The organism is Pseudomonas sp. FP1154, assembly GCF_030687245.1.
Taxonomy (GTDB): Bacteria; Pseudomonadota; Gammaproteobacteria; order Pseudomonadales; family Pseudomonadaceae; genus Aquipseudomonas; species Aquipseudomonas rhizophila.
Genome location: NZ_CP117465.1, coordinates 4516515 through 4533105 on the forward strand (window position 1 = coordinate 4516515; position 16591 = coordinate 4533105).

14 protein-coding genes are annotated in these 16591 nt (G+C 60.2%); 3 read left to right on the forward strand and 11 right to left on the reverse strand.

Annotated features, from left to right (window positions below):
• Positions 1–10: 10 nt before the first annotated feature.
• The 11 genes from astB to acs all read right to left on the reverse strand — a co-directional run bounded on the left by astB (position 11) and on the right by acs (position 13722).
• Positions 11–1357, reverse strand: coding sequence for an N-succinylarginine dihydrolase (gene astB / locus PSH91_RS20285; protein WP_076383739.1), 1347 nt, complete (start codon positions 1355–1357; stop codon positions 11–13).
• A gap of 132 nt (positions 1358–1489) precedes the next feature.
• Positions 1490–2959: a succinylglutamate-semialdehyde dehydrogenase gene (astD, locus tag PSH91_RS20290; protein WP_305468568.1), complete on the reverse strand. Its 1470-nt coding sequence runs from the start codon at positions 2957–2959 to the stop codon at positions 1490–1492.
• Positions 2956–3981: an arginine N-succinyltransferase gene (astA, locus tag PSH91_RS20295; RefSeq protein ID WP_076383737.1), complete on the reverse strand. Its 1026-nt coding sequence runs from the start codon at positions 3979–3981 to the stop codon at positions 2956–2958. Before astA ends, astD begins: the two co-directional genes overlap by 4 nt.
• Positions 3982–4035: 54 nt before the next feature.
• On the reverse strand, positions 4036–5055 hold the full coding sequence (gene aruF, locus PSH91_RS20300) for an arginine/ornithine succinyltransferase subunit alpha (RefSeq protein WP_047228784.1): 1020 nt from the start codon (positions 5053–5055) through the stop codon (positions 4036–4038).
• A gap of 217 nt (positions 5056–5272) precedes the next feature.
• Complete coding sequence (locus tag PSH91_RS20305) at positions 5273–6493, reverse strand: aspartate aminotransferase family protein (protein WP_047228785.1); 1221 nt, start codon at positions 6491–6493, stop codon at positions 5273–5275.
• Positions 6494–6891: 398 nt separating this feature from the next.
• Positions 6892–7872 carry a transcriptional regulator ArgR gene (gene argR, locus PSH91_RS20310; RefSeq protein ID WP_047228786.1) on the reverse strand — a complete coding sequence of 327 codons (981 nt, stop codon included), beginning with the start codon at positions 7870–7872 and terminating at the stop codon, positions 6892–6894.
• A gap of 113 nt (positions 7873–7985) precedes the next feature.
• Positions 7986–8750 carry an ABC transporter ATP-binding protein gene (locus tag PSH91_RS20315; RefSeq protein ID WP_047228787.1) on the reverse strand — a complete coding sequence of 255 codons (765 nt, stop codon included), beginning with the start codon at positions 8748–8750 and terminating at the stop codon, positions 7986–7988.
• A 56-nt stretch (positions 8751–8806) separates the two neighbouring features.
• Positions 8807–9505 (reverse strand): ABC transporter permease, encoded by a 699-nt coding sequence (locus PSH91_RS20320; protein ID WP_047228788.1) that lies wholly within the window; start codon positions 9503–9505, stop codon positions 8807–8809.
• Positions 9502–10191 carry an ABC transporter permease gene (locus PSH91_RS20325; RefSeq protein WP_047228789.1) on the reverse strand — a complete coding sequence of 230 codons (690 nt, stop codon included), beginning with the start codon at positions 10189–10191 and terminating at the stop codon, positions 9502–9504. The genes PSH91_RS20320 and PSH91_RS20325 overlap by 4 nt, the downstream gene beginning before the upstream one ends.
• A 90-nt stretch (positions 10192–10281) precedes the next feature.
• A complete protein-coding gene (locus tag PSH91_RS20330; RefSeq protein WP_047228790.1) occupies positions 10282–11055 on the reverse strand; it encodes an ABC transporter substrate-binding protein in 774 nt (257 codons plus the stop codon).
• A 711-nt stretch (positions 11056–11766) separates the two neighbouring features.
• Positions 11767–13722 carry an acetate--CoA ligase gene (gene acs / locus PSH91_RS20335; RefSeq protein WP_047228791.1) on the reverse strand — a complete coding sequence of 652 codons (1956 nt, stop codon included), beginning with the start codon at positions 13720–13722 and terminating at the stop codon, positions 11767–11769.
• Between the two features lie 565 nt (positions 13723–14287).
• Between acs and PSH91_RS20340 the strand changes: the two genes are divergently transcribed.
• From PSH91_RS20340 to PSH91_RS20350, 3 genes are all read left to right on the forward strand, one after another.
• Positions 14288–14551 (forward strand): DUF2790 domain-containing protein, encoded by a 264-nt coding sequence (locus PSH91_RS20340; RefSeq protein WP_047228792.1) that lies wholly within the window; start codon positions 14288–14290, stop codon positions 14549–14551.
• Positions 14552–14580: 29 nt separating this feature from the next.
• A complete protein-coding gene (locus PSH91_RS20345; protein WP_047228793.1) occupies positions 14581–14796 on the forward strand; it encodes a hypothetical protein in 216 nt (71 codons plus the stop codon).
• Positions 14797–15286: 490 nt separating this feature from the next.
• Positions 15287–16534, forward strand: coding sequence for a ribonucleotide-diphosphate reductase subunit beta (locus PSH91_RS20350; RefSeq protein ID WP_025215114.1), 1248 nt, complete (start codon positions 15287–15289; stop codon positions 16532–16534).
• The last annotated feature ends 57 nt before the right edge of the window (positions 16535–16591 follow it).

The window sequence follows — 16591 nt, forward strand, 5'->3', positions numbered from 1 at the left end:
GCGCGCGCTTTCAATTGATCTGGAAAGGATAAACCGCGCCAAGTTTAAGGATTTGTGTCAGCTCATCCAGTGCCGCCCGGCATTCGAGCAGCAACTGCGGGTCCGCCAGGTCGTTTTCGGTCATGCGATCGCGGTAGTGACGCTCGACCCATTGGGTCAGCGAATCGTACAACGGCGCGGTCATGATAACCCCTGGGTTGACGGCGGCCAGTTCGGTTTCATTGAGGGCCACGCGCAGCCTCAGGCAAGCCGGGCCACCGCCGTTCTGCATGCTTTGCTTGAGGTCGAAGACCTTCACTTCGCCGATCACCCCGCCAGAGCCCGTCAGGCCTTGCAGGTACTGCCAGACGCGTTCGTTGCCGCGGCACTCCTCCGGCACGATCAACAGCATCGAGCCGTCGGGACGCGACAGCAACTGGCTATTGAACAGGTAGGAACGTACCGCGTCATCGACGGTAACCGCCGAACGCGGCACGCACACCGACTGAAATTTCCCACCGACCTTGGCGAGTTTGCTGCTCAGCTCGGCCAGCATCCGGTCGGTCTCGAGAAACGCATCCTCGTGATAGAACAACACTTCGCCGTTGCCCACCGCGATCACATCATTGTGGAACACGCCCTGGTCGATCACCGATGGGTTCTGTTGGGCGTAGACCACGCCCTCCTCCCTCAGACCATGCAGACGAGCGACCGCTTGAGAAGCTTCCAGGGTCTGGCGCGCAGGGTACTTCTGCGGCGCGGGAAAACGGGTATCGAAGGCGCTGCGGCCGAACACGAAGAATTCAACACCGGCCTCGCCGTAGGTCCGGCAGAAACGCGTGTGGTTGGCCGCGCCTTCGTCGCCGAACTGCGCCACCGCCGGCAGCGCGGCGTGGTGGGCGAAGTGCTGCTGATCGGCAAACATCGCCCCCAGTACGCGACTGGTGGTCGGGTGTTCAATGCTGCGGTGGTATTTGCAGTTCAGGTTGGCGGCAGTGAAATGCACGCGGCCGTCAGCCGTGTCGGCGCTTGGGCTGACAGTGGCGGCGTTGGCCACCCACATGCTGGAGGCCGAGCAACTGGCGACCAGCAGCGGCATCGCTTCTTTGGCAGCCTGCTGAATGACCTGGGCATCGCTGCCGGCAAAACCCAACCGACGCAGGGCCGCCACGTCGGGACGTTCCTGTGGCGCCAGCACACCTTGCTGGAAGCCCATGTCCATCAGCGCTTTCATTTTCGCCAGCCCCTGCAACGCCGCTTCCTTGGGGTTGGAAGACTGCTGGCTATTGCTCTGGGACGCGACGTTGCCGTACGAGAGCCCGCCGTAGTTGTGGGTCGGCCCCACTAGACCGTCAAAGTTGACTTCATAGGATTTCATCAGCGAGGCTCCACGAGAATCTGTTTTTTATAGGCATCAAGTAACAACCGCAGCGCGGCCATCGCGAGCAAGCTCGCTCCCACAGGGTTTTGCGCAATCCTTTGTGGGAGCGAGCTTGCTCGCGATTGGGGTTCACACCATGCTCACGCCGGGAGTGAGGGCAGCCGGCATGACAAGGCTTGGGGTTTCCAGAGACGCCACCGGATACGCACAATAGTCGGCTGCGTAATAGGCACTGGCGCGGTGGTTGCCCGAGGCCCCAACACCGCCGAACGGCGCGCTGCTGGCCGCTCCCGTCAGTTGTTTGTTCCAGTTGACGATGCCGGCACGGCTCTGCAGCCAAAACTGCTGGTAGCGCTCCTGGGAATCCGACAGCAGACCCGCAGCCAAGCCATATTGGGTGTTGTTGGCCTCGGTGATTGCCGCAGCGAAATCCGCGTAGCGAATCACCTGCAACAACGGCCCGAACAGTTCTTCATCAGGACGCTCGGCTACCGTCGTCACATCCAGGATGCCCGGTGTCAGCAACGCCGCCTGGGCTTGCGGTTGGGTCATGGTCAACAGCGGCACGGCGCCCAGGCCCAGCAAATGGTTCTGCGCATCCATCAGCGCCTTCGCTGCGGCCAGGGAAATCACCGAGCCCATGAATGGCGCCGGTTGCTGATCAAAGGCGCCGACTTCCAGCGTCGAGCTGACCGCCACCAGGCGCGCCAGCAAGGCATCGCCCCACGCCCCTTCGGGCACCAACAGGCGGCGCGCGCAGGTACAGCGCTGCCCGGCAGAAATGAAGGCCGACTGAATGATGGTGTAGACCGCCGCGTCGACGTCCGCCACCTCATCCACCACCAGCGGATTATTACCGCCCATTTCCAGCGCCAGGATCTTATCCGGGCGCCCGGAAAACTGTTGATGCAACAGGTTGCCGGTGCGGCTGGAGCCGGTGAAAAACAACCCGTCGATGCCCGGATTGGCCGCCAGGCCGATACCGGTTTCCCGCGCACCTTGCAGCAGGTTCAGCACGCCCGCCGGCAGGCCGGCCTCGACCCAGCACTTGACCGTCAGCTCAGCGACCTTCGGGGTCAGTTCGCTGGGTTTGAACAACACGGTGTTGCCCGCCAACAAGGCCGGTACGATGTGACCGTTGGGCAAATGGCCGGGGAAGTTGTAAGGGCCGAACACTGCCACCACACCGTGGGGCTTGTGCCGCAGCACAGCGATGGCGTCACCCAGGGGGCCGCTTTTTTCGCCGGTCCGCTCACGGTAGCTCTGAATCGAAATGGCGACCTTGTTGACCATGCTGGTGACTTCGGTGGTCGCTTCCCACAACGGCTTGCCGGTTTCTTCACCGATGCAGTGGGCCAGTTCATCGGCGTGGCTCTTCAAGGCAGCGGCAAACGCTTCCAGCACCTGGATACGCTCATCCAGCGAACGGCGGGCCCAGTCCGGGAAGGCCTGACGCGCGGCCTGCACCGCCGACTCCACCTGCGCCGCCGTGGCGCCATTGCCAGACCACAGCACTTGCTGGGTCACCGGGTTCAACGACTCAAAGAGATCACCCTGACCTTCCAGCCAGCTTCCAGCGATGTACAGCGACTTCATTATTTCGACTCCCGAGCAGCGGACAACGCAACGGCGCGCACCTGATCGCCGGCGTTGAGTTGAAGACGTTTGGCAGTCAGCGGATCAACCACCAGGGTGCCCGCGGCCAAGCGCGCCGGTGCAGCAGTGATGCGGCAGTCTTCGCGTTTGCGGTTATGCATGATGAACGGCGTGGCGTCGTCGCCCGGCGTGCCGATGGCCAATACCAGTGCCTGGCTGTCGCGGATCGCGCGGATCTTGCCGGTTTCACATTCAACGGCCGGGCCGGCGTCGAAGATGTCGACGTAACCCTGGTAACTGAAACCTTCGCTCTTGAGCATCGACAGCGCTGGCTCCGTGTCGGGATGAACCTGGCCGATCACCGCCCGGGCATCCTCCGACAGGAAACAGGTGTACAGCGGGAACTTGGGCATCAGCTCAGCGATGAAGGCCTTGTTGCCCACGCCGGTCAGGTAGTCGGCCTGGCTGAACTCCATCTTGAAAAAGTGTCGCCCCAGGCTTTCCCAGAACGGCGAGCGGCCTCGGTCATCGGACATGCCACGCATCTCGGCGATGATCTTGTTGCCAAACAGGTTCGGGAATTCGGCGATGAACAGCAGCCGCGCCTTGGCCAACATGCGGCCATTGAGGCCAGTGCGGTAGTCGGCATGCAGGAACAGCGAACACAGCTCGGAGTTGCCGGTCAGGTCGTTGGCCAAAAACAGCGTCGGGATTTCCCGATAGATGTTCAGCTCCTGGGAGGCGCTGACCGTCAGGCCGACCCGGAAGTTGTACCAGGGCTCGCGCAGCCCAACGGCCCCGGCGATGGCTGAGATGCCCACCACACGACCGTCGTCGTCTTCGAGCACGAACAGGTAGTCAGCATCGCCACGTCCGGCTTCGCCGCGAAAAGTCTTCTCGGCCCAGCCGACCCGATGAGCCAGGCGCTCCTCGTTGGCCGGCAAGGTGGTCAGGCCGGTGCCGGTGCTGCGGGCCAGGGCAATCAGAGCGGGTAAGTCGCTGCTGCGTACGGGACGAACGATCATGCTATCTCCTCAAACGGGCCGCTTGCGCCACCCGCGAAACTTCGCTGTAAGGCGTTAAACCGCCACCAGGCGCACGCTGGCACCCTCACCGACGCCCAAGGCTTCGGCCGCTTCCATATCCAGGGTCACCGGTTTGCCGGGCGCGTAGTCAAGCTCCAACAGAACGGCGCGGTAATCCTGCAACTGGGCGTTGGCCACCAGGTATTGCCGGCCGGCACCCTTGACGGGCTCGCCGAGCTTGACCGGCACCACCCGGCTCTGGGCAATCGAGCGGATCCCCGAGACACGGGCATGCAGAGTCGGGCCACCGTCAAAGATGTCGATGTAATGATCGGTCTCGAAACCCTCGCGCATGAGGATGTCGAAAGTGATCTGCGCACGCGGATGGACCTGGCCCATGGCTTCCTGGGCGGCGTCCGGCAACAGCGGCACGTAGATCGGGTAATGCGGCATCAGCTCGGCGAGGAAGGTGCGGCTCTTCAGCCCGCACAGGCGCTCGGCGGCAGCGTAGTTGAGGTCGAAAAAGTTGCGACCGATGGCGTCCCAGAACGGCGAGTCGCCATTTTCATCGCTGTAGCCGACGATCTCGGTCACCACCGAATCGGCAAAGCGCTCCGGATGGCTGGCGACGAACAGCAGGCGCCCACGCGAATTGAGCTCCGACCAGGGCGAACCGACCAATTCCGGCACCACATAGAAGCTGGTCAGCAAGCTGTTGCCGGTCAGGTCGTGGCACTGGGAAAGCACGTGGATCTTGTTGTGGATCTTCAGCTCACGGGAGGCGTGAACAAACGTTTCGTTGCGGAAACTGTAGAACGGCTCGGAATAACCGGCCGAGGCAACGATGGCCGAACAGCCCGCCAGCTTGCCGGTCGCGGTGTCTTCAAGGACGAAGAAATAGCTTTCTTCACCGTTGAAGCTGACTTCGGCGGCAAACGAGGCTTCGCTCGCGGCGATCTTGTCGCTCAGGCGTTCCACGTCATCCGGCAAGGAAGTGACACCGATCGGACTGTCCGCAGCCAGACGCTGTACCTCGCCCAGATCCGCCATTTGTGCGGGGCGCATCACCAGCATGGTGTCACTCCTTTACTTGAAATAAATGGTTCGACCCATTGGTCGACACAAAGAAAAAATACCGGACCGGCAAGCGCTTCAACGCACGTGTAAAACGGTCTTGCTGTGGGAGCGAGCCTGCTCGCGATCAGGATCGCCTCAGCCCATCAGGCAGATCGAGTCGCCTGCATCGCGAGCAGGCTCGCTCCCACAATGGATCAGGTCCGGCCTTTAAAAATCAGGCTTGCGTCAGCTTCGCCGCGGCCCGCTCGAAGCGGTCCAGGCCGGCATCGATGTCGGCATCTTCGACCACCAGGCTCGGCGCGAAACGAATCACGTCCGGACCTGCCTGCAGGATCATCAGGCCTTCCTGTTCGGCGGCGTTGAAAATGTCCTTGGCCTTGCCTTTCCAGGCGTCGTTCAGCACACAGCCGATCAGCAGCCCCAAACCACGCACCTGGGTGAACAGGCCGTATTTCTCGCCAATCTGCTCCAAGCGGGTCTTGAACTTGCGGTGCTTGGCTTTGACGCCTTCGAGCACTTCAGGCGTATTGACGGTATCGATCACCGCTTCGGCCACCGCACACGCCAGCGGGTTGCCGCCATAAGTGGTGCCGTGGGTGCCGACCACCAGATGCTTGGCCAACGCTTCGGTGGTGAGCATTGCCGCGATCGGGAAACCACCGCCCAGGCTCTTGGCGCTGGTGAGGATGTCCGGGACCACGCCGTAATGCATGTAGGCGAACAGGTGGCCGCTACGGCCCATGCCGGTCTGCACTTCGTCGAATACCAGCAGCGCGTCGTGGGCATCGCACAAATCACGGGCACCTTGCAGGTAACCCAGCTCGGCCGGCAATACGCCGCCCTCGCCCTGGATCGGCTCCAGCACCACGGCGCACGTCTTGTCCGAAATGGCCGCTTTCAAAGCCGCCAGGTCGTTGTAAGGGACGTGGGTAATACCGGTGATTTTAGGACCGAAACCGTCGGAATACTTCGATTGTCCGCCCACGTTCACGGTGAACAGCGTACGGCCGTGGAAGCTGTTGAGCGCGGCAATGATTTCGTACTTCTCGCTCCCGAAACGATCGAACGCGACGCGACGGGCCAGCTTGAAGGCGGCCTCGTTGGCTTCGGCGCCGGAGTTGCAGAAGAAAGCCCGCTCGGCAAAGGTTGCATTGACCAGTTTATGGGCCAGGCGCAGGGCCGGCTCATTGGTAAAGACGTTGGACACATGCCACAGCTTGTTCGCTTGTTCGGTCAGGGCGGCGACCAGTTTCGGATGGGCGTGTCCCAATACGTTGACCGCGATACCGCCGGCGAAGTCGATCAGTTCGCGACCGGACTGGTCCCACACGTGGGAACCGGCGCCACGCACAGGGATGAAAGCAGCAGGCGCATAGTTGGGGACCATAACCTGATCGAAATCGGCGCGTTGTACGGCGGCTTGCTCAACGGACATCGGAGTCTCCTGAAGAGGAACACCCGCCTGGAACTGGCGAGCGATGAGGGGATTGTAAGGACAGTTTTCAGCCCGGCCTTGTCGCCAAGCGACAACTTCTTATAGCGCCAACCCCCGTTTTTAGCGGGTTTATGGCAATGCGACAAATAGCGTCGCAAAGGCGCAGTTTAAACGTTGTCGCGGGATTTTAGGCGTTGGCTTCTACATTTCCCTGGGCATGCAAAACCTTGTGGCGAGGGGATTTATCCCCGCTGGGTTGCGAAACAACCCTAAAGCAGGCAATTCGGTGTGCCAGATAGATTGGGTTGACTGTCTTGGGGTTGCTTCGCAACCCAACGGGGATAAATCCCCTCGCCACAGGGTTACATACCCCCGTCCTTACAGAGGAGGCGCCGGCCCTAGCCCCGTTCGGACGGCACCGACGACAATTCGAATGGGCTGCTGCTGCGCCGCTGGTTGCGGTCTTCCCGGGGCGTGGCGCCGAAGAAGTTGCGATAGGCGCTGGAAAAATGCGGCCCCGAGGAGAAGCCGCAGGACAGGCCGATCTGAATGATCGATTTGCTGGTCTGCATCAGCATCTGCCGCGCCTTGTTCAGACGCAGTTCCAGGTAGTACTGGCTCGGCACGCGATTGAGGTATTGCTTGAAAATCCGCTCCAACTGGCGACGGGACACGCACACATGCTGGGCAATTTCGTCGGTGGTCAGCGGCTCTTCGATGTTGGCTTCCATCAACAGTACGGCCTGGGTGAGCTTCGGATGGCTGGAGCCCAGACGGTTCTGCAACGGGATGCGCTGGCGCTCGCCCCCCTCGCGGATGCGCTCGACCACCAGTTCTTCCGAGACCGCGCCGGCCAGTTCCGCGCCGTGATCGCGCGCCAACACAGCCAGCAGCAGATCGAGCACCGACATGCCACCGCAAGCGGTCAGGCGATCGCGGTCCCAGTCAAACAGATGGCTGGTGGCAATGACCTTGGGGAAACGCTCGGAAAAGTCGTCCTGCCAGCGCCAATGCACGGCGGCGCGGAAACCATCGAGAAGACCCAGTTGGGCCAACGGGTAGACACCGGCGGACAAACCGCCAATCACACAACCGGCACGCACCAGCTGTTTGAGCGCGCTGCTCAGGGGTGGCGCAAGAGCGGTCGGGGGTTCGTCAGCCAGCAGAAACAGCTTCTGGAAACCTTCAAGCTTGCCGGCCCAGGGTTCGCCCGGTAGCTGCCAGGCGCCTTCGGTCTGCGGCTCGGCCTGCAAAAACGACAATTCGTAGACGACATCCGGATGCACCCGCTGAGCAACACGCAAGGCCTCCTCGGCCAGCGCCAGCGTCAAGGCTTTAGTGCTGGGCCAAATCAGGAAACCAATTCGATGGGCAGTCATGGTGGGCAATCCGAAGCGAAAACAGTGTTAAAGCCAAAAGCGGCTGCAACCAAATTAGACCATCTGGCGCGCGATGCGCAGCATGACCTGAATCAGGTGCGTAACGGGAGCGATTACTTGAGGCTGCCCGAAAGAAATTGTTGCAGCCGCTCCGATTGCGGATTGACCAGCACTTCGCGCGGGTTGCCGCTTTCTTCAACGATGCCTTTGTGCAGGAAGATCAGTTGGTTCGACACTTCCCGGGCAAAGCCCATTTCGTGGGTCACCACCACCATGGTCCGGCCTTCCAGCGCCAGGGCCTGCATCACTTTGAGCACATCACCCACCAGTTCCGGATCAAGGGCCGAAGTCGGCTCGTCGAACAGCATGACTTCCGGTTCCATCGCCAGCGCCCGGGCAATCGCCACGCGCTGCTGTTCACCGCCGGACATATGGCCCGGGTAGGCGTCCTTGCGATGCGCCACGCCGACCTTGTTCAGGTAGTGCTCGGCCTTTTCGCGCGCCTCGGCCTTGGCCACGCCCAGTACATGCACCGGCGCTTCCATGATGTTTTCCAGCGCGGTCATGTGGGACCACAGGTTGAAATGCTGGAACACCATCGACAGCCGCGAACGCATGCGCTGCAGTTGCTTGGGGTCGGCGGCCTTCAAGGCGCCATCCTTGCCAGCCACCAGTTTCAGCTCTTCGTTGTTGAGCAGAATCTTGCCGGCATGGGGCTGCTCAAGCAGGTTGATGCAACGCAGGAAGGTACTTTTGCCCGAACCACTGGAGCCGATGATGCTGATCACATCGCCGGCGGCGGCCTTGAGGGACACACCCTTGAGCACTTCGTGACTGCCATAGCGTTTATGCAGGTCTTGGACTTCGAGCTTGTACATGCGGTCGGTTCTCACAAAACGTCAGTCGTTGAGCAGTCGATCGGATCGATGCGTTATCAGTGCTTGCGCGGGGCCAGGTAACCCAGCCAGCGGCGCTCGGCCAGCTTGAACAGGCGCACCAGGATAAAAGTCAGGCACAGGTAGAAAACGCCGGCCGTGATGTAAGCCTCGAACGGCAAGTAGTACTGCGCATTCACCGTGCGCGCGGCACCGGTGATGTCGATCAGGGTCACGATGGAGGCCAGGCTGGTGGTCTGCAACATCATGATCACTTCGTTGCTGTACTGCGGCAGTGCCCGGCGCAGGGCCGATGGCAGCAGGATCCGGCGATACAACTTGTAGCGTGACATGCCCATGGCCTTGGCCGCCTCGATCTCACCGTTAGGCGTGGCGCGCAGGCTGCCGGCGATGATTTCGGCGGTGTAGGCGCTGGTATTGATGGCAAAGGCCAGGCAGGCACAGAAGGTCGCGCTGGACAGCCACGGCCAGAGGAAGCTCTCGCGTACGGCTTCGAACTGCGCCAATCCGTAGTAGATCAAAAACAGCTGCACCAGCATCGGCGTGCCGCGAATCACATAGGTATAGAGCCAGGCGGTCATGTTGATGACCGGCTGCTTGGACACCCGCATCAGCCCCAGGGGCAACGCCGCCAGCAGACCGAAGAACAGCGACAGGGCCAGCAGCTTCAAGGTGGTCAGCAGGCCGCTGAAGTACAGCGGCAAGGCTTCGTAGATGACGTTGTAGTCGAAGATCATAGATCAGCCGCCCTTATGCCTACCGAGTAGCGCTTCTCGAGTTGACGCAATGCCAGCAGCGAGACACTGGTAATCACCAGATACATTGCCGCCACTGCCAGGAAGAAGGTGAAAGGCTCGCGGGTGGCATCCGCCGCCTGCTTGGCCTTGAACATCATGTCTTGCAGGCCCACCACCGAAATCAGCGCCGTGGCCTTGGTCAACACCAGCCAGTTGTTGGTGAACCCCGGGATCGCCAGGCGAATCATCTGCGGCACCATCACCCGGAAAAACACCTGGAACCCACTCATGCCATACGCCATGCCCGCCTCGGCCTGCCCCTTGGGGATGGCCATGAACGCGCCGCGAAAGGTTTCCGACAGGTACGCACCGAAAATAAACCCCAGGGTACCGATGCCGGCCGCCAGCGGGTTCAGGTCGATGTAATCGTCATAACCGAGCATCGGCGCCACGCGATTGAGCAGGTCCTGGCCGCCATAGAAAATCAGCAGGATCAGCACAAGGTCGGGAATGCCGCGAATGACCGTGGAATACAGGTCACCCAGCCACGCCAGCCAGCGCACTGGCGAGAGGCGCAACGCGACGCCGATCAGCCCCAGGACAATGGCCAGGGCCATGGACGACAAGGCGAGCTCAAGCGTCAACCATGCGCCATCGAGGATGACAGCCCCGTAGCCTTTCAACATGATTCAGGTCCTCGAGAGTGGGATGAAAAAATGGCGCAAACCGCAGAGATCCTGTTGCTTGCGCCATTTCGCACGAGTGGCGGGACGTTGTTACTGGCCGTAGATATCGAAGGCGAAGTACTTGTCCTGGATTTGCTTGTATTTGCCGTTCTCGCGAATGGCGGCAATCGCGCCGTTGATCTTGTCCTTGAGGGCATCACCCTTGCGAACCGCGATGCCTACGCCGTCACCGAAGTATTTGACGTCGGTGAAGGCCGGGCCCACGAACGCAAAGCCCTTGCCGGCGTCGGTCTTGAGGAAACCGTCATCCAACAGGGTAGCGTCTGCCACGGTGCCGTCGAGACGGCCGGCGGACAGGTCCAGGTAGATTTCATTCTGCGAACCGTACGGCTTGATCTCGGCACCCAGCGGGGCCAGGACTTCACGGGCGAAGCGCTCGTGGATCGAACCGCGCTGCACGCCGACGTTCTTGCCCTTGAGCTCGGTCAGGCCCTCGCTGATCTGAGTGCCGGCCTTCATCACCAGACGAGCCGGGGTGTTGTAATACTTGTTGGTGAAATCAACAGACTTCTTGCGATCTTCAGTGATCGACATGGACGACAGAATCGCGTCGATCTTGCGCACCTTGAGCGCCGGGATCAGGCCGTCGAATTCCTGCTCGACCCACACGCACTTGACCTTCATCTCTTCGCACAGTGCATTGCCGATGTCGTAGTCGAAACCGACGATACTGCCGTCCGGGGCCTTCGAGGCGAACGGAGGGTAAGCCGCTTCGATACCGATTTTCAGGGGCTTTTCTGCGGCGAATGTCGACAGGGACAGCACGGACAGTGCCAGGGCGCCAAGCAGCACAAGTTTCTTCATCTTGGGACTCCATCGGGAAAGGGCAAAAACGGCAGAGTGAGCAACAGCCCAATATGCGAATGGGTGGAACGAACTTTAGTGCTGCGTCCTAAGAAAGCGTGCGTCAATTCAACGCAGCTCACGACGAGCGAGTGATCGGCATTCTAACGACAGGCCCGAAGCCGATATTTCTTCAATGCGACAACAAATTACAGAAGCACAGAAAACGCGACCTGAGCGCATTGACAGCCCCGCAAATTCATGCAAGAGCAAAAGAAAGGAAACCGATCTATGCTGCAAATTGCGGGCCCATTATTCGCAAACCCTTCTAATCCGGCAAGCACAGCGTGTCGCCTTGTTTTCCAAGACGCCTGGAACCGCCCTATAACGGGGCTTCGCGTTTCACATCGCCCCGTTGTGGCGCCTTTGGTTACACATTCCGAAACACCGGTAACGTTCAGCCCCCTCCTACTTTAAACGCCGATATTTATTCATCCATCGAACCCGTGGCGAGGGAGCTTGCTCCCGCTGGGCTGCGCAGCAGCCCCAAAGCCAGGCACAGCGGTCGTTCAGTCATACCGCATTGGCCGGTTTACGACTGCTGCGCAGCCGAGCGGGAGCAAGCTCCCTCGCCACAAAGGCACCACACGTCAAACTCTTCTGGCGTTAGCGACCATAAAAAAAACCCGCTCGGCAAAACCGGGCGGGGCTTTTCGGTGTTACGGGCTACCGTCAGGCGACGTTCATGGTCTTGTGCGTCTCGATCAGATGCGCCACCACACCCGGATCAGCCAAGGTAGAGATATCACCCAACCCATCGTATTCCGCCGTGGCGATCTTGCGCAGGATGCGGCGCATGATCTTGCCGGAACGGGTTTTCGGCAGGCCCGGGGCCCACTGGATCACGTCTGGCGAGGCAATCGGACCGATCTCCTTGCGCACCCAGTTCTTCAGTTCCAGACGCAAGGCCTCGCTGGTTTCTTCGCCGGCATTGAGGGTCACGTAGACATAAATGCCCTGCCCCTTGATGTCGTGCGGCACACCCACCACCGCCGCTTCGGCGACTTTCGGGTGGGCAACCATGGCGCTTTCGATCTCGGCCGTGCCCATGCGGTGGCCGGAGACGTTAAGCACGTCATCCACCCGACCGGTGATCCAGTAGTAGCCGTCCTCGTCACGACGCGCACCGTCGCCGGTGAAGTACATGCCGCTGAAGGTCTTGAAGTAGGTATCGACAAAGCGGTCGTGGTCGCCGTACAGCGTGCGCGCCTGGCCTGGCCACGAATCGAGGATCACCAGGTTGCCTTCGGCCGCGCCTTCCACCAGGTTGCCAAGGTTGTCCACCAACGCTGGCACCACGCCGAAGAACGGACGCGTGGCCGAACCCGGCTTCAACGCCGTGGCACCCGGCAATGGGCTGATCAGCACGCCACCGGTTTCGGTCTGCCACCAGGTGTCGACGATCGGGCAACGTTCCTTGCCGACATTCTTGTAGTACCAGTCCCAGGCTTCCGGGTTGATCGGCTCGCCCACCGAACCCAGCAGGCGCAGGCTGCTGCCATCGGCACCTTCGACAGCGGCGGTGCCCGAGGCCATCATCGCGCGGATGGCGGTCGGCGCGGTGTAGAGAATATTGACCTTGTGCTTGTCGATGACCTGGGCCACACGGGTGATGTCCGGGTAGTTCGGCACGCCTTCGAACAGCAGCGTGGTCGCGCCATTGGCCAACGGGCCGTAGACGATGTAGCTGTGGCCGGTGACCCAGCCGACGTCGGCGGTGCACCAGTAGACTTCGCCCGGCTTGTAGTCGAACACGCGCTCATGGGTCAGGGCCGCATAGAGCAGGTAACCGGCGGTGGTGTGCTGCACGCCCTTTGGCTTACCGGTGGAACCGGAGGTGTAGAGGATGAACAGCGCCTCTTCAGCGCCCATTTCCTTCGGCGCACAAACGGTACCGGCCACTTTCATCAGGTCTTCGTACCAGATGTCACGGTGCTGGTTCCACTTGATGTTGCCAGCCGTGCGCTTGCACACGATGACTTTCTGGATGCTGCTGGTTTCCGGGTTGGTCAACGCATCATCGACGTTGGCCTTGAGCGGGATCTTCTTGCCTGCACGAATACCTTCGTCAGCAGTGATCACCACTTTGGATTTGCAGTCGATAATCCGACCGGCCAGTGCTTCCGGCGAGAAACCGCCGAACACTACCGAGTGAATCGCGCCGATCCGGGTGCAGGCCAGCATGGCGACCACGGCTTCGGGGATCATCGGCATGTAGATCGTCACCACGTCGCCGCGATGCACGTCCTGGCCGCGCAGGGCGTTGGCGAACTTGCAGACTTCTTCATGCAGCTCGCGATAGGTGATATTGCGGCTCTCGGCAGGGTCATCGCCCTCCCAGATGATCGCAATCTGATCGCCGCGCTCGGCCAGATGACGGTCGAGGCAGTTGTAGGAAACGTTCAAGGTGCCATCGGCAAACCACTTGATGTCGACATGGTGATCGTCGAAGGACGTCTGCTTCACCGTGGTGAAAGGCTTGATCCAGTCGAGGCGCTTGGCCTGCTCGCGCCAGAAACCATCCGGGTTGACCACCGACTGCTGGTACATGGCCTTGTAGGTCGCCTCGTCAGTCAGCGTGTTAGCCGCTACCTCGGGACGAACGGGATACAGAGAAGCCGCACTCATCTTTCTTACCTCGGTGACATAGTTGTTTTTGTATGTACCCGTTGTAGCCGGGGCGAGCCTATAGAACCATTCGACGATGGTAGTAACAAGTCCCTACAAAATGTCGGTACTAACGTGCAACCCCCTGCCAGCAGGCCTTTTCCTGTGTGGGAGTGGGCTTGCTCCTGAGGGTGGTGGATCAGTTTGCATTGATATTGACTGACACACCGCCATCGCGAGCAGGCTCACTCCCACAATTGATCTCCACTGAACGCTTGCTTTGTGTCCAACGCCGCTCCCCTGTGGGAGCGAGCCTGCTCGCGATAGCGGCGGCACATCCAACATCGATGGCACAGACAGCCACCGGACTCTGCAACGATTATTACCAGATCAACCAACAGTGTTTATCAAAACCCGGTCTTTTTGCGATTACCCCCACCCCCTAAAATCCACCTCGCCAACCGGCAAACACGATTAACGCAACACAGCCCCCACGAAGGCCGTTAATCCAACTCCCAAAACCTGTTCCACACGCAGCCCCAAAAAGGTTGCGTGACCCCACTCGACCTCAAAAAAGGTGAAACAGATGAAAGCTTTATGGGTTCTGGTCCTCGCTGGCCTTAGCGTCACCGCGATGGCAGATGAGGCCCCGACCGACGTTGCACAGCAAAAACCAGCCATTGAGGAGTACACCTACTCCACCCACCTGGACATCGCCAAAGTCATCTCCATGAGCGACATCCCGAACGTCTGCGAAGTGGTCCCGGCCAAGATGGAATACGACGACTCCAAAGGCCAGCGCCACATCCTGCGCTACAGCGTCATGGGCACCGGCTGCTCCAACGGCTGATCAACTTAAACGAACCAGGAGCAACCTCCATGAAAACCAAACTGATCCTTGCCTTGACCCTGTCCGTCCTGGCCGCCCAGACCTTTGCCGCCGACGGTTATGACCGCACCGGCTCCGCTGTCGCTGAAGACGGTTACGACCGAACCGGTTCGGCCACCGTTGCCGAGGATGGCTACGACCGCACCGGCTCCGCTACTGTCGCTGAAGATGGCTATGACCACACCGGTTCGGCACATATCGGTTGATCATAAATGGCATTTTCCATAGCCCGATTTTGATCGGGCTTGGTTGTGTCTGTAACCATCAAAAAGCCCTTGCAAACACAACATGTAGTGCAAAACCTCAAAAAACGCTCGTTTTTTTGATCAAAAAATACCGTCACCCGACCCATGCAAAAAAAATCTTCAGCGGCCAAAGCCTTGTAAACCCTTGCTCCCACGCGGATATACCGCCCGCGACCTCCTCCGTGGGCTATTTCGCCGCAGCACGTAGGCAAAAAAGTCCTTATAATGCCGCCTTAAACGGGCCTGCAATATTCCCTTACAGGGAGTCAAACCAGCCTGAAGCCCACGCAGAGGCCCATTGCCTCCTCGCGCTCACAGCCGCTTCAGAACGACCCGTACATTTTTCTGTTTATTGCCTGCGTCAGCTGCTGCAACAAACGATTTTCCAAGATCCACCGCGGCCAGTAGGCCTTCAACGGGCATCTGGCCCTCACGCAGGAGACAACACGTCATGCTGAGCTGGGACGAATTCGACAAAGAAGACGGCGAAGTCGCTGTAAAAGGCGCCAACGCCGGCCACGCTTCTGAAGCCAACATGGACCGCCTCGACAGCGCCGGCGGTGCCGCCGCCCTCGAAGCCCGGGCCGTGACGGCCAGCGACTCGGCCGCGATCATTCGCGCCAAGGCCGCCCTCGACAAACTCGACGTCGCCGAAGGCCTCGCCGAACTCGAAGGCGCCTCCGCCCGTGTCGCCGTCGATGAAAAGCGCATGATCAACTGCCGCGCCGACCTCAACCAGCTCGTGCCATTCAAATACGACTGGGCCTGGCAGAAGTACCTGGACGGCTGCGCAAACCACTGGATGCCGCAAGAAGTCAACATGACCGCCGACATCGCCCTCTGGAAAACCCCGGAAGGCCTGACCGACGACGAGCGCCGCATCGTGATGCGCAACCTGGGCTTCTTCTCCACCGCCGACTCCCTGGTTGCCAACAACCTGGTCTTGGCCGTGTACCGCCTGATCACCAACCCCGAATGCCGCCAGTACATCCTGCGCCAGGCGTTCGAAGAGGCGATCCACACCCACGCCTACCAGTACTGCATCGAATCGCTGGCCATGGATGAAGGCGAAATCTTCAACATGTACCACGAGATCCCATCGGTCGCGAAAAAAGCCGCCTGGGGCCTGAAATACACCCGTTCGATCTCCGATCCGAAGTTCGAAACCGGCACCCCGGACACCGACAAGGAATTGCTGCGCAACCTGATCGCCTACTACTGCGTTCTGGAAGGCATCTTCTTCTACTGCGGCTTCACCCAGATCCTCTCCATGGGCCGCCGCAACAAAATGACCGGCGTCGCCGAGCAGTTCCAATACATCCTGCGCGACGAATCCATGCACCTGAACTTCGGCATCGACGTGATCAACCAGATCAAAATCGAAAACCCGCACTTGTGGGATGCCGAGATGAAGGAAGAAGCGACCCAGATGATCCTGCAAGGGACTCAGCTGGAGATCGAATACGCGCGCGACACCATGCCTCGCGGCGTGCTGGGCATGAACGCGGCGATGATGGAGGACTACCTCAAGTTCATCGCTAACCGTCGCCTGTCGCAGATTGGTCTGAAGGAAGAGTATCCAGGGACGACGAACCCGTTCCCTTGGATGAGCGAGATCATGGACTTGAAGAAAGAGAAGAACTTCTTTGAGACTCGGGTGATTGAGTATCAGACGGGTGGGGCTTTGAGCTGGGATTGATTCGAAAGAAAAATCTTAGGCTGCACGCTTAAATAAAAACCCCGTGAAAACGGGGTT

Coding starts and splice junctions, on each gene's coding strand:
- astB (WP_076383739.1), bottom strand. CDS start 1,357: ATGAAATCCTATGAAGTCAACTTTGACGGTCTAGTGGGGCCGACCCAC.
- astA (WP_076383737.1), bottom strand. CDS start 3,981: ATGATCGTTCGTCCCGTACGCAGCAGCGACTTACCCGCTCTGATTGCC.
- aruF (WP_047228784.1), bottom strand. CDS start 5,055: ATGCTGGTGATGCGCCCCGCACAAATGGCGGATCTGGGCGAGGTACAG.
- PSH91_RS20305 (WP_047228785.1), bottom strand. CDS start 6,493: ATGTCCGTTGAGCAAGCCGCCGTACAACGCGCCGATTTCGATCAGGTT.
- argR (WP_047228786.1), bottom strand. CDS start 7,872: ATGACTGCCCATCGAATTGGTTTCCTGATTTGGCCCAGCACTAAAGCC.
- PSH91_RS20315 (WP_047228787.1), bottom strand. CDS start 8,750: ATGTACAAGCTCGAAGTCCAAGACCTGCATAAACGCTATGGCAGTCAC.
- PSH91_RS20320 (WP_047228788.1), bottom strand. CDS start 9,505: ATGATCTTCGACTACAACGTCATCTACGAAGCCTTGCCGCTGTACTTC.
- PSH91_RS20325 (WP_047228789.1), bottom strand. CDS start 10,191: ATGTTGAAAGGCTACGGGGCTGTCATCCTCGATGGCGCATGGTTGACG.
- PSH91_RS20330 (WP_047228790.1), bottom strand. CDS start 11,055: ATGAAGAAACTTGTGCTGCTTGGCGCCCTGGCACTGTCCGTGCTGTCC.
- acs (WP_047228791.1), bottom strand. CDS start 13,722: ATGAGTGCGGCTTCTCTGTATCCCGTTCGTCCCGAGGTAGCGGCTAAC.
- PSH91_RS20340 (WP_047228792.1), top strand. CDS start 14,288: ATGAAAGCTTTATGGGTTCTGGTCCTCGCTGGCCTTAGCGTCACCGCG.
- PSH91_RS20345 (WP_047228793.1), top strand. CDS start 14,581: ATGAAAACCAAACTGATCCTTGCCTTGACCCTGTCCGTCCTGGCCGCC.
- PSH91_RS20350 (WP_025215114.1), top strand. CDS start 15,287: ATGCTGAGCTGGGACGAATTCGACAAAGAAGACGGCGAAGTCGCTGTA.